This window comes from Rhodococcus sp. KRD175 (assembly GCF_017168275.1).
In the GTDB taxonomy this organism is placed as follows: Bacteria; Actinomycetota; Actinomycetes; order Mycobacteriales; family Mycobacteriaceae; genus Rhodococcoides; species Rhodococcoides fascians.
The window spans coordinates 105,781-118,623 of the sequence record NZ_JABFAQ010000005.1 but is presented as its reverse complement, the minus strand read 5'-3'; the positions used below and the strand labels follow the sequence as shown (position 1 = coordinate 118,623).

The window sequence follows — 12,843 nt, the reverse complement described above, 5'->3', positions numbered from 1 at the left end:
CGGAGAACGGCGGTCGATAGACTTTCGACATGCGTCTCGGTCGAATTGCAAGTCCTGATGGTGTGGCATTCGTGAGTATCGAAGGTGAGGGGGATGCCCGGACGGCGAAGGAAATTGCCGAACATCCTTTCGGCACACCGACGTTCACGGGTCGATCGTGGCCACTGGCCGACGTGCGACTGCTCGCACCGATCCTCGCCAGCAAGGTGATCGCCATCGGTAAGAACTACGCCGCGCACGCCGCCGAGATGGGTGGTGAAGCGCCGGAGACTCCCGTCATCTTCATCAAGCCGAACACCTCCATCGTCGGTCCGGGTGCGGCCATCGTGCTGCCTCCGTCGTCGAACGAGGTGCACTACGAAGGCGAACTCGCCATCGTGATCGGTCGTCCGTGCAAGGACGTGCCCGCCTCCAAGGCGTACGACGTGGTGCTCGGATACACCGTCGCCAACGACGTCTCGGCACGCGACCATCAGAAGCACGACGGGCAATGGACCCGGGCGAAGGGGCACGACACGTTCTGCCCCCTCGGGCCGTGGATCGAGACGTCCCTCGATCCTTCCGACCTCGAGATCAAGACCGAGGTCGACGGCGTCGTCAAGCAGCAGAGTCGTACTTCGCTTCTACTGCACGATATTCCGAAGATCATCGAGTGGGTGTCCGCGGTGATGACCCTGCTGCCCGGAGACGTCATTCTGACCGGAACGCCCGAGGGTGTCGGCCCCATCACCGACGGAGACAGTGTGTCGATCACCGTCGAGGGAATCGGTACCTTGACCAACCCAGTCGCAGCGAAGAAGTAGGACAACGATGACCACAGCAGCAGATGTCCGCGTTCGGTTCTGCCCGTCGCCCACCGGCACACCGCACGTCGGTCTGGTCCGCACCGCCCTGTTCAACTGGGCGTTCGCGCGACATCACGGCGGCACCTTCGTCTTTCGGATCGAGGACACCGACGCCGCTCGCGATTCCGAGGAGTCCTACGCAGCGTTGCTCGACGCGCTGCGATGGCTCGGTCTGGATTGGGACGAGGGCCCCGAGGTGGGCGGTCCCTACGAGCCCTACCGCCAGTCGCAGCGACGCGACCAGCATGTGGCTGTCGTACAGCAACTGCTCGATGCAGGCGAAGCCTACGAGTCGTTCTCGACGCCCGAGGAAGTCGAAGCGAGGCACAAGGCCGCCGGGCGTGACCCCAAGCTCGGCTACGACAACTTCGACCGCGACCTGACGCCGGAGCAGCGGCAGGGATTCCTCGACGAGGGACGCGGGGCCGTCGTGCGGCTGCGCATGCCCGATCACGATCTGACGTGGAACGACCTCGTACGCGGCGAGACCACGTTCAAGGCGGGGACCGTACCGGACTTCGCCTTGACTCGCGGCAACGGAGTTCCACTGTACACGTTGGTCAATCCGGTCGACGACGCACTGATGAAGATCACGCACGTGCTGCGCGGCGAGGACCTGTTGTCGTCGACGCCTCGACAGCTCGCACTGTACGAGGCCCTGATCCGAATCGGTGTGGCCGACCGCACCCCGGAGTTCGGACATCTGCCGTTCGTGATGGGCCAGGGCAACAAGAAGCTGTCCAAGCGTGACCCCGAATCGAACCTCTTCATCCACCGCGACCGAGGCTTCGTCCCGGAGGGGCTGCTGAACTACCTGGCGCTTCTCGGGTGGGGCATCTCCGACGATCACGACGTGTTCTCGCTCGACGAGATGGTGGCGGCGTTCGAGATCTCGTCGGTCAATTCCAACCCTGCGCGCTTCGACCAGAAGAAAGCCGACGCGATCAACGCCGAGCACATCAGGATGTTGGCTGCAGACGACTTCGCGGCACGGTTACGCGAGTTCCTCGTTGCTCGAGGGCATCTTGCCGAGCCGGTCGACGAGAAGATGTTCGCTGTCGCGGCGGATCTGGTGCAGACGCGCATCGTCGTGCTGTCGGATGCGTGGGGCCTGCTGAAGTTCCTCTTCGTCGACGACGCGGAGTTCGAGATCGATCCTGCGGCGGCGGCCAAGAATCTCGGCGCAGACGCGGCGCCGGTACTCGACGCCGCCATCGAAGCGCTGACCGCAGTGACGGATTGGTCGACAGCCGAGCTGGAAGTCGCCCTCAAGGACGCGCTCATCGAGAAGATGGAACTCAAGCCCCGCAAGGCCTTCGCGCCGGTTCGGGTGGGAGTCACCGGCTCCCACATCAGCCCGCCGCTGTACGAGTCCATGGAACTTCTCGGCCGCGAGAGGACACTCGCTCGTCTGACCGCCGCACGTACCCTTATCGCGTGACGGCGGTGCGACGTCGGCCGTCGAGGTCGGTCGGAGACTCTCGCACATGAGCGTCGCCGACCGACTGGATCGACTGCAGCGCAGGCGTCCGGTTCTCGGATTTCCGATTGCGGTGGTCTACAAGTTCGTCGACGATCAGGGTGGTTACCTGGCCGCGCTGATCACGTACTACGCATTCGTCTCGCTCTTTCCTGCGCTGCTGCTCTTCTCCGTGATTCTGGGCATCGTGTTGATGGGCAACCCGGAGTTGCAACAACAGATCCTGAACTCGGCACTCGGTCAGATCCCGGCGATCGGGGAAGAACTGGGGCGTCCCGAACGGATAGGTGGCGGCACGGTCGGTCTGACGGTGGGTATCCTCGGGTCGCTGTACGGCGGACTCGGCGTGTCCGTTGCGCTGCAGAACGCGATGAACACCGCATGGGCCGTACCGAAGAATCTTCGGCCCGATCCCATTCGAGCCCGAGTGCGGGGATTGGGTTTGCTGAGCACCGTGGGTCTGGCGGTAATGGCGATCACCGCACTCAATGTGCTCAGTGCCGCAGGATATTTCGGTCCGGAATCCGGTCTCGTCGTGTTCGTGATCGGAACGCTGCTGTACGTCGGGGTGTTCGTCGTTGCGTTTCGGCTCGCCACAGTGCGAGCGGTGTCGATCGGACAGGTACTCCCGGGAGCCATAGCAGCCGGTCTGACGTGGCAGCTGCTGCAGACCTTCGGCGGTGTGTACGTGAAGTACGTCGCTGCAAGTGCGACGGTGACGAACGGTGTCTTTGCGGTCGTGCTCGGGCTGTTGGCCTTTCTGTACGTGACCTCGGTATCGATCGTGATCTGCATCGAGATCAACGTGGTTCGTGTCGACAGGCTGTTCCCGCGGGCCCTTCTGGCCCCGTTCACCGACGACGTCGACCTGACCGAAGGTGACAAACTCACCTACACCGGACAGGCAGAAGCGCAGCGCAGTACTGCGTTCGAGGAAATAGACGTGACGTTCGAGGACCCACCGAGCGCTCAGTCGGACTCCGGCCCGAACTCCGGCTCGGCAGCCGGGGCACCGTAGAAGCGGTCGATCCTGGTCTCCATCGGGAAGAGCACTGCCGTGTCGCCGAACATCAGACGCGTAGCCGACTCTGCCGCCGCCGCAACGGCCTCGGACACCCACGGTGCGTCTCCGAGTGGACAATGCACGACTACTTCGTCGTGCTGAAAGAACACCAACTCACTTCTGCTCGACCGCAATCGCCCGCGCAGATCTGCCAACAGGCACAGCGCCCACTCGGCTGCGGTCGCCTGCACCACGAAGTTGCGCGTGAATCGGCCACGCGCGTGGGCGTCACCGGTGGACCACCATTGCGGCGTAGGGGGAGGGCACGCTCGGCCCAGCCACGACCGGACCACCTCGCCCCGCTCACCGGCCCGCGCCGCCTCTTCCACGACCGCCACCGCGTCGGGGAATCTGGCGCGTAGGCGGGTCAGCAACGCACGAGCCTCACCCGACGTCGCGCCGTACAGCACTCCGAGAACAGCGACCTTGGCGTGCGCACGATCACCGTCGAACGACTCGGCGGCGACGGGGGCGTAGAGATCCGCTGTTCCCGCAGCGGCGACCATGCGAGGGTCACCCGACATCGCGGCGAGAATGCGGGGCTCGAGCTGGCCGGCGTCGGCGGCGACGAAGGTGTACCCCGAGTCGGCGATCACGCTGGCGCGCAGCGGTTTCGGGATCTGCAGACCCCCACCGCCCCGGCTCGCCCAGCGGCCGGAGACGACGGCCCCCGGCACGTAGACCGGCCGGAAACGATCTCCGCGAACCCACGCGTCCAGCCACGTCCACCCGTTGGTGCTGTGCAGTTTCGACAGATCTCGGTGGCTAAGCAACAGCGGCACCGCAGGATGGTCGATGTCTCGGATCACGTGTGCTCGAGTGGATGTGAGCTCGATACCGGCGCGCGCGAACGCGGCGACCACCTCTGCGGGTGAACCGGGGTTCACGCGGCGCCCGAACACCGACGAGATCTCGTTCTCGAGCTTCACCAACGCAGGAGGAGTCGATCCGTCGACCGGCCTCGCACCGAGGGTCGCGTCGAGGTGCCGCCGATGCGCAGCGGCCGAGAACGGCAATCCGTCGAAGGTCATCTCCGCCGCGGCCAGACCTCCGGCCGACTCGGCGGCCGCCAACAGCTGCAGCCCCCGATCGTCACCGATCTCCTCGATCTGACGGCGGTAGTGGGCGAGCACTGCCACCGGATCGGCATGCGGGTCGGCGTCGAACAATCCGGGTCGCAGGTCTGCGGGTGTGGACGGTGTCGTGGTGCGCCCCGTTCGCATCGCCAGAATGGCACCGACGAGGGCGAGATCGTGGCAGCGCCGGACCCGCACCCCTGCGTCGAGCAGTCGCGGGTAGATGCGGCTCGTGTCCTCCCACACCCAGCGGGGAGCGTGCTCTCGCTCGACAGCGGCCACGGAGCCCACCAGATCGTCGGTCACCTCCTCGGCAGGGGAACTGCCGCCGGACGGGGAGCCGTCCTCCTCGAGGCGGATCAGCACGGCCCGGTTGCCCTGGGGAACGAGCAGCACCTTCATCGGCGTCTGCGAAGTTCGAGAACGCTCACGAAACAGGAGTCTGCTGCATGCTCTGCGGCCGACGATGCGCGGGTTCTGCGTTCACGCGATGGTGTCCGAGCGGGCCTCGCGGGCGGTCGAGGGCGGTTATCAGGGCTCTGAGCAGCCGATTTGGAGAATGGGTAGTGACCTTTGATAGTCTCTATCCCGGCTCGAAACGCAGTGCACATCGATCGGATGCGTACTTCGATTCAAGTCCATTGGGGTATGGTGTAATTGGCAACACAGCGGTTTCTGGTACCGCCATTCTAGGTTCGAGTCCTGGTACCCCAGCGAGCAGGTGAGTGGCGATTTTGCCGCCGATGCCGAGGCAGTTAAGCTACCTCAGCATCACGTGTTCGATACAGCGTCAACAATGCAGGTGAAGTTCCTGGCCCCGTCGTCTAGCGGCCTAGGACGCCGCCCTCTCAAGGCGGTAGCGCGGGTTCGAATCCCGTCGGGGCTACGAAGACAGAACCCCCTCGATCTCCGGATCGAGGGGGTTCTGTCGTTTCGGTGTGACCGTCGTTGCTGTCGTGCGGTGGTGTCGCTTCGCGTCAGACGCTCTTGCGGCGGAACATCTTTTGGTGATCGGCCGGACCGTGGACATTGTTCACCTTGGGGCCACCGTCCTTGTGGTCGACGGAATTGTGCGACTTGCTGTTCTTCTGTTCGAGAACCTCGCGGAACTTCTTCTTCAACTCTTCGCTGCCGGATTCTGACATGGGGCACTCCTTGCAGTCGGCGACCGGCCGGGTGGGCCGTTCGAGACGAACGTACTCCACTTCTGCGGCCTCTTCGGCCGGTTTTTGGTGGGGTGCCGCTCGATCGGCCTCGGTTCGGCGCTCAGAGGCGCTTGTGCAGCGCGTCGGCGGCGGCGAGCAGGTCTGCCGCCCAGCGTGCGCCCGGCTTGCGTCCGATGCGGTCGATCGGGCCGGACACCGAGATCGCCGCCACGACAGTGTCGTTGCTGTCGCGAACGGGAGCCGAGACGCTCGCGACCCCCGGCTCACGTTCACCTGCGCTCTGCGCCCACCCTCGCCTGCGGATCTCCAGCAGCACCCGTTCGCCGAATTCGGCGTCCGGCAGCACTGTGCGTTGAGTCTGCGAATCTGCCCACGCCAGAAGAACTTTCGCACCGGAGCCGGCTGTCATGGGTAGCCGGGCCCCGACGAGCACGGTATCTCGGAGACCGGTCGGGGGCTCCATGGATGCGACACAGACGCGAACGGTCCCCTCGCGGCGGTAGATCTGCACGCTCTCTCCGGTGATTTCGCGAAGCCGAGGCAGTACCGATGCTGCGGCGTCGAGCAGCGCATCCGACGCGCTCGCCGCCAATTCCCCCAGCCCCGGACCGGTGCGCCACAATCCGTCGGAATCGCGCACGAGGAGGCGGTGGGTTTCGAGTCCGACCGCGAGCCGATGCGCAGTGGCGCGGGGGAGCGCTGTGCGGGCACACAGGTCGTTGAGAGTGCAGGGTGTCTCGGCCACTGCATGCAACACGGCCATGGCCTTGTCGAGGACACCGATACCGCTCGATTTGTCGACGGCGCCGCTCAGGCTATGCTGTCTCATAGAACGATATTAGCCTCCCGAATGCTGAGATTGCACAACCGCGAGAAGTCCAGCGTGCCGCGGGGGACGATGTCGAGACGATCACGCGAGGTGGACCAGCCCGTCCGCCGGCGCGACGACAGGGAAGACGAGGTCTGCGACAGCGATGTCCGAAACGACGAAATCCGATGCGTCCGTAGCACAAGCGCCGAAGACGCTGGCGGAGAAGGTGTGGGACCAACATGTGGTCGTCCCCGGTGGGGGAGAAGGCGGTGCACGTGAGCCGGATCTGATCTACATCGATCTGCACCTCGTACACGAGGTCACCAGCCCCCAGGCATTCGACGGTCTGCGTTTGGCCGGCCGCGAGCTTCGTCGCCCGGACCTGACGATCGCAACGGAGGACCACAACGTCCCGACGGCCGACATCTTCGCGCCGATCGCCGATCTCGTCTCACGCACCCAGGTCGATACTCTGCGCCGCAACTGCGAGGAATTCGGAGTTCGGTTGTACCCGATGGGAGATCTCGATCAGGGCATCGTCCACATCATCGGCCCGCAGCTCGGTCTGACCCAGCCGGGTATGACCATCGTGTGCGGAGACAGCCACACCTCGACGCACGGTGCATTCGGTTCGATCGCAATGGGAATCGGCACCAGCGAGGTCGAGCATGTGATGGCCACCCAGACTCTGTCTCTGCGACCGTTCAAGACCATGGCCATCACCGTCGACGGAGAACTGGCTCCCGGTGTGACGAGCAAGGATCTGATTCTCGCGGTGATCGCCAAGATCGGCACCGGCGGCGGTCAGGGATACGTGCTCGAATATCGCGGTGAGGCCATCCGCAAGTTGTCGATGGAAGCCCGAATGACCATCTGCAACATGTCGATCGAGGCCGGGGCGCGCGCGGGCATGATCGCACCCGACGAGATCACGTACGAATACCTGAAGGGACGGCCGCATGCGCCCCAGGGGGCGGAGTGGGATGCGGCGGTGGCCGCCTGGAACGAACTGGCAACCGACCCGGATGCGGTGTTCGACAACGAGGTACACATCGATGCGAGCACTCTGACGCCGTTCGTCACCTGGGGAACGAACCCGGGTCAAGGTGCTCCGTTGGGAGATGCCGTGCCCGATCCCGAGGCAATGCTCGACGAAGGCGAGCGCGTATCGGCCCAGAAGGCCTTGCAGTACATGGGTCTCGAAGCCGGTACACCGATCCGCGAGATCTCCGTCGACACCGTGTTCGTCGGCTCCTGCACCAACGGCCGCATCGAGGATCTGCGTGCGGTGGCGTCCGTCCTCGAGGGCCGCCGCGTCGCAGACGGCGTGCGAATGCTGGTGGTACCCGGGTCGATGCGGGTGCGCGCGCAGGCCGAAGAGGAAGGACTCGGTGAGATCTTCACCGCAGCAGGGGCCGAGTGGCGGCAGGCCGGCTGCTCGATGTGTCTGGGAATGAACCCCGATCAGCTCACCTCGGGAGAGCGTTCGGCATCCACGTCCAACCGCAATTTCGAGGGGCGTCAGGGCAAGGGTGGTCGCACTCACCTCGTGTCGCCTCTGGTTGCGGCGGCCACTGCAGTTCGCGGAACCCTGTCCTCTCCGGCGGATCTCGCGTAGCAGCGAGCCCTCCGACCGGATCGATCGAACTCACAGGAGAAATTTCGATGGAAGCTTTCACTCGACACAAAGGCATCGGCGTTCCGCTCCGGCGGTCCAATGTCGACACCGACCAGATCATTCCGGCGGTCTATCTCAAGCGCGTGACTCGCACCGGATTCGAGGACGGATTGTTCGCCGGTTGGCGGTCCGATCCGAACTTCATCTTGAACCTCGCGCCCTACGACCGCGGATCGGTTCTCGTGGCCGGGCCGGACTTCGGCACGGGATCGTCACGCGAGCACGCTGTCTGGGCGCTGTCGGACTTCGGTTTCAGGGTCGTCATCGCATCCAGATTCGCCGATATCTTCCGCGGAAACATGGGCAAGGCCGGGTTGGTGGCGGCCGAGGTGGAGCAATCGGACGTCGAATTGCTGTGGAAAGCCTTAGAAGAACAGCCCGGTCTGGAGCTCGTCGTGGACCTCGTCGACAAGACGGTCACGGCTGGAACCTTGGTGGTGCGCTTCGCGATTGACGACTACACGCGGTGGCGTCTGCTGGAGGGTCTGGACGACATCGGACTGACATTACGCCAGGTAGAGGCCATTACGGAGTACGAAAAGTCAAGGCCTTCATACAAACCCCTCACCCTTCCGGCAAGGATCGAGGAGCCTTCGAAAAGCTGACGGACGGGGGGTCCGACACGCTTTGCGGCCGTGAAGCATTCCGCGACACCGAAATGAAAATTGGCGTGGCGCATAGACTCTTGACGACTTGGGGTTTACCGTTGTAGTAGTCGGTCCGACGATGGGCCACAATATAGCGGAGGAAATCCATGAACAAGGCAGAGCTGATTGACGCCCTGACCGAGAAGTTGGGGTCTGACAGGCGGAGCGCCACAGAGGCTGTCGAGAACATCGTCGACACCATCGTGCGCGCGGTCCACCGCGGCGAAAGTGTCACGATCACGGGCTTCGGCGTGTTCGAGCAGCGTCGTCGCGCGGCGCGTGTCGCCCGTAACCCCCGCACCGGTGAGACCGTTCGCGTCAAGCCGACCAACGTACCGGCATTCCGTCCGGGCGCGCAGTTCAAGGCCGTCATCGCCGGTGGACAGAAGCTGCCCGCAACCGGACCTGCCGTCAAGCGCGGTTCGGCAGCAGCTCCGGCCAAGAAGACTGCGGCAGCGAAGAAGACCGCCGCCAAGAAGGCAGCGGTGAAGACGACCGCCCGCAAGGCCACCACCGCGGCAGCCAAGAAGGCGGCTCCGGCGAAGACTGCCGCCAAGAAGGCAGCTCCCGCAAAGACCGCCGCCAAGAAGGCAGCTCCCGCAAAGACAACCGCACGCAAGACCACGACGGCTGCTGCCAAGAAGGCTCCGGCCAAGACGACCGCACGCAAGGCCGCAACCACTACGGCCCCTGCCAAGAAGGCTCCGGCCAAGACAGCGGCCAAGAAGACCGTCGCCAAGAAGGCCCCCGCCAAGAAGGCTCCGGCCAAGAAGGCACCCGCGAAGCGCGCTGCAAAGAAGTAGCGCTCGACCGGCACCGGTCATCCAGGACCGGGCCGTTCTCGCACTCCACAGAAGGCCCCGACCGAAATTTCGGTCGGGGCCTTCTGCCGTGTTCGTGATCCGAGGATCCTCGGATGCGACTCAGTCGTCGGCGACCAGGTTCGGTAGCGGGCTGGCGATGTGGTCGGCCGCGACGAGCCGACCGTCGTGGCGCGAGAGCACCCACACGCTCCCTTTTCGATTTCTGTTGGCAGGCAACGTGATGCCGTCCTTGTCGGCCCACCATCGCATGAGATCGGGGATCACCTTGCCTTGGCTGCAGATCACCGGTGTGCTCATGGACTCGGCGATGTCGCGAGCCCGGTGGCGGCCTTTTCGGGGGTCCTCGGCGTACCCCTCCTCGGACAGCAGATGCTCCGGTTCGACCTGCACGCCCAGTGATTCGGCAAACGGCGCGACCGTCTGTTCGCACCGGACGCGGTCGGCCGCATACACCGAGTCACCGCCGAACGCGCCCAGCAGTGAGACGAGTGCCTCGGCCTGACGTCTACCGGTCTTGTCGAGTGGGCGATCGGCGTCGTTGCCCTTGTATCGCGACCGCGAGCCGGCACTGCCGTGCCGGACCAGCAGCACGGTGGACGTAGCGGCCGGCTTGGCGACGAATCGTCGAAGAATCTTGTGGTCCATGGGATAGGAGAGTTCGCCGCCGATCTTGTCGGGTGCGATCCAACGGAGTTCGTCCACTTCGTCGTTCGGGACGAATTCTCCGCCGGTTGCCTCGGCAGCCCAGTAGAGCACCTTCTTCATGCGACGGTGGCCGGGAATCGGGTAGGTGACGTAGGACAGCGACCGTCCGAGAGTCGAGTCGAAGCCCGTCTCCTCCTTGACTTCTCGGACAGCCGCGTCGACCGCTGTCTCCCCGGGATCGAGCTTTCCCTTGGGAAAAGACCAGTCGTCGTACTTCGGCCTGTGTACCAGAGCTACTTCCACCACCGAGTCGTTCTCCGGCGATCGTCGCCACAGAACCGATCCGGCCGCGAAGATGTTGGCGCGGGGGGAGCCATTGGAAGTGCCCATCAGGACGCCTGATTCCTCCGGCTGCGCATCAATTCCACCTGGTGTTCTCGGACACTTTCGCCTTGCGCAGGCGACGCGACCCAGCCACCGTCTGGCCCCAGTTCCCAGCAGCGGGTGGTGGGGTCGAGAGCCGAGTCGAAGATGTCACCGAGTTGCTTGGTCAGCTTCGGATCCTTGACCTGGGCCATCACTTCCACTCGCCGGTCGAGGTTTCGGTGCATCATGTCGGCGCTGCCGATCCAGAATTCGTCGGCACCCTGGAAATGCAGAACCCGTGAGTGTTCGAGGAACCTGCCGAGAATGGACCGAACTTCGATGTTCTCCGACAGGCCCGGTACGCCCGGCTTGAGCGCGCAGATCCCGCGTACGACCACCTTGACGGGGACCCCGGCGACCGATGCGCGGTACAGCGCGTCGATCACCTGCTCGTCGACAAGAGCGTTGGCCTTGAGGCGAATTCCGGCTGCGCGGCCCGCCTTGAGGTGCTCGACTTCTGCTTCGATGCGCTCGACGATGCCGCGTCGCACGCCGTACGGGGCCACGAGGAGATTGCGGTACTTGGACTTTCGCGAGTATCCGGTGAGCGAGTTGAACAGGTCGGTGAGGTCCGCACCGATTTCGGGCGACGACGTGAGCAACCCGACGTCCTCGTAGATACGCGCCGTCTTCGGGTTGTAGTTGCCCGTGCCGATATGGCAGTACCGGCGGATGACCGATCCTTCTCGGCGGACGACGAGGCAGGTCTTGCAGTGAGTCTTCAACCCGACGAGGCCGTAGACCACGTGCACCCCGGCCTTTTCGAGCTTGCGTGCCCACTCGATGTTCGCCTGCTCGTCGAATCGTGCCTTGATCTCGACGAGGGCTACCACCTGCTTGCCGGCCCCGGCCGCGTCGACGAGTGCGTTGACGATCGGCGAGTCACCCGAGGTGCGGTACAGAGTTTGCTTGATCGCGAGGACCTGCGGATCGGCCGCAGCCTGTTCGATGAAGCGCTGCACGCTGGTGGAGAACGAGTCGTACGGGTGATGCACCAGAACGTCGCCGTCGCGAAGCGTCGAGAACACGCTCTTCGGGGTTTCGCGCTCACCGAACGCCGGATGTGTTGCCGGGACGAAGGGAGCGTCCTTGAGATTGGGGCGGTCGACGCTGTAGACCTGCCACAGGCACGACAGATCGAGCAGACCGGGAACCTGAATGACGTCGCCCGGATCGACGTCGAGTTCGCGTAGCAACAGTTCGAGCATGTGCTCGGTCATGTCGTCGGCGATCTCGAGGCGGACGGGAGAACCGAAACGCCTACGCGCCAGCTCTCGTTCGAGTGCCTGCAAAAGATCCTCGTCGCGGTCCTCTTCGACCTCGAAATCGGCGTTGCGAGTAATGCGGAACGCGTGGCTCTCGACCACCTCCATGCCGGGGAACAACACGTCGAGGTGCGCCGAGATCAATTCCTCCATCGACAGGAAGGCGTCGATGCGATGGCTCCCCTCACCGCGCTTGACGCGCACGAATCGGTCGACGTTGTCGGGTACCTTCACACGGGCGAAGTGCTCGCCGGTTGTGGAGTAATCCTTCACCGTCACAGCGAGATTCAGGCTCAGGCCGCTGATGTACGGGAAGGGATGCGCCGGGTCGACGGCCAGCGGGGTGAGGACCGGGAAGACCTGTTCGGTGAAATAGTCGGACAGACGCGCACGCTCGTCGCTGTCGAGATCGGACCACCGGATGATTGCGATGCCCTCGGCCGTGAGCTCGGGCAGGATCGAATCGAGCAGTACTCGGGCGTGTTTGAGAGCGAGCTCCTGAGTGCGCTGCCCGATGACCGCGAGCTGCTCGCGCGGGGTCATGCCATCGGCCGATCGAACCGACAGTCCGGTCTCGTCGCGGCGTTTGAGCCCTGCGACACGAACCATGTAGAACTCGTCCAGGTTGGACGCGTAGATGGCCAGGAACTTGGCACGCTCGAGTAGCGGCAGGGACGAGTCCTCTGCGAGCGCGAGAACGCGGGAGTTGAAATCCAGCCAGCTCAATTCCCGGTTCAGGTACCGATTTTCGGGAAGCACCATGGCAGCATCCACCGATTCCGGAGTGGCGGCAGGAAGGGCGGAGGGAATGCTCGGCATCGTTGCGGTCACCGGGGCACTCCACACCGGCTCCGCACCGTTGCTGTCCCCACCGTTGCTCTCCGCGGTCTCGATCGCCGGATCTTCGGTCGCTGGCT

The 12,843-nt window shown here is 64.3% G+C and carries 11 protein-coding genes and 2 tRNA genes; 8 read left to right on the top strand and 5 right to left on the bottom strand.

Annotated features, from left to right (window positions below; genetic code table 11):
- Window positions 1-29 precede the first annotated feature (29 nt).
- The 3 genes from J1M81_RS08695 to J1M81_RS08685 are packed head-to-tail and all read left to right on the top strand — an operon-like array spanning window position 30 to window position 3,343.
- Window positions 30-803 (top strand): fumarylacetoacetate hydrolase family protein, encoded by a 774-nt coding sequence (locus J1M81_RS08695; protein ID WP_027496648.1) that lies wholly within the window; start codon window positions 30-32, stop codon window positions 801-803.
- Between the two features lie 7 nt (window positions 804-810).
- Entirely contained in the window at window positions 811-2,286 is a 1,476-nt protein-coding gene (gene gltX, locus J1M81_RS08690; protein ID WP_032390085.1) for a glutamate--tRNA ligase, read from the top strand.
- Between the two features lie 46 nt (window positions 2,287-2,332).
- Complete coding sequence (locus J1M81_RS08685) at window positions 2,333-3,343, top strand: YihY/virulence factor BrkB family protein (protein ID WP_179274248.1); 1,011 nt, start codon at window positions 2,333-2,335, stop codon at window positions 3,341-3,343.
- Here the strand turns inward: J1M81_RS08685 and J1M81_RS08680 are convergent.
- On the bottom strand, window positions 3,295-4,866 hold the full coding sequence (locus J1M81_RS08680) for a bifunctional 3'-5' exonuclease/DNA polymerase (protein ID WP_032387212.1): 1,572 nt from the start codon (window positions 4,864-4,866) through the stop codon (window positions 3,295-3,297). The genes J1M81_RS08685 and J1M81_RS08680 overlap by 49 nt on opposite strands.
- Window positions 4,867-5,106: 240 nt before the next feature.
- Between J1M81_RS08680 and J1M81_RS08675 the strand changes: the two genes are divergently transcribed.
- Both J1M81_RS08675 and J1M81_RS08670 read left to right on the top strand, forming a co-directional pair.
- A tRNA-Gln gene (locus J1M81_RS08675) sits at window positions 5,107-5,178 on the top strand.
- A 99-nt stretch (window positions 5,179-5,277) separates the two neighbouring features.
- A tRNA-Glu gene (locus J1M81_RS08670) sits at window positions 5,278-5,350 on the top strand.
- A 91-nt stretch (window positions 5,351-5,441) separates the two neighbouring features.
- Here the strand turns inward: J1M81_RS08670 and J1M81_RS08665 are convergent.
- Both J1M81_RS08665 and J1M81_RS08660 read right to left on the bottom strand, forming a co-directional pair.
- Window positions 5,442-5,609, bottom strand: a complete 168-nt coding sequence (locus J1M81_RS08665) for a DUF5302 domain-containing protein (RefSeq protein ID WP_157889886.1) — start codon at window positions 5,607-5,609, stop codon at window positions 5,442-5,444.
- A 121-nt stretch (window positions 5,610-5,730) separates the two neighbouring features.
- Window positions 5,731-6,459, bottom strand: a complete 729-nt coding sequence (locus J1M81_RS08660) for an IclR family transcriptional regulator (RefSeq protein WP_032366378.1) — start codon at window positions 6,457-6,459, stop codon at window positions 5,731-5,733.
- Window positions 6,460-6,604: 145 nt separating this feature from the next.
- On the opposite strand from J1M81_RS08660, the gene leuC reads away from it, so the two are divergent.
- From leuC to J1M81_RS08645, 3 genes are all read left to right on the top strand, one after another.
- On the top strand, window positions 6,605-8,059 hold the full coding sequence (leuC, locus tag J1M81_RS08655) for a 3-isopropylmalate dehydratase large subunit (RefSeq protein WP_032366379.1): 1,455 nt from the start codon (window positions 6,605-6,607) through the stop codon (window positions 8,057-8,059).
- Between the two features lie 47 nt (window positions 8,060-8,106).
- Window positions 8,107-8,724 carry a 3-isopropylmalate dehydratase small subunit gene (gene leuD / locus J1M81_RS08650; RefSeq protein WP_032366380.1) on the top strand — a complete coding sequence of 206 codons (618 nt, stop codon included), beginning with the start codon at window positions 8,107-8,109 and terminating at the stop codon, window positions 8,722-8,724.
- Between the two features lie 149 nt (window positions 8,725-8,873).
- Complete coding sequence (locus tag J1M81_RS08645) at window positions 8,874-9,569, top strand: HU family DNA-binding protein (protein ID WP_027496655.1); 696 nt, start codon at window positions 8,874-8,876, stop codon at window positions 9,567-9,569.
- Window positions 9,570-9,689: 120 nt separating this feature from the next.
- Here J1M81_RS08645 and J1M81_RS08640 read toward each other — a convergent pair whose 3' ends face one another.
- Window positions 9,690-10,625 carry an NUDIX hydrolase gene (locus J1M81_RS08640; RefSeq protein ID WP_206497935.1) on the bottom strand — a complete coding sequence of 312 codons (936 nt, stop codon included), beginning with the start codon at window positions 10,623-10,625 and terminating at the stop codon, window positions 9,690-9,692.
- Window positions 10,625-12,745, bottom strand: a complete 2,121-nt coding sequence (locus J1M81_RS08635; RefSeq protein ID WP_228139401.1) for an RNA degradosome polyphosphate kinase — start codon at window positions 12,743-12,745, stop codon at window positions 10,625-10,627. The genes J1M81_RS08640 and J1M81_RS08635 overlap by 1 nt, the downstream gene beginning before the upstream one ends.
- Between the last annotated feature and the right edge of the window lie 98 nt (window positions 12,746-12,843).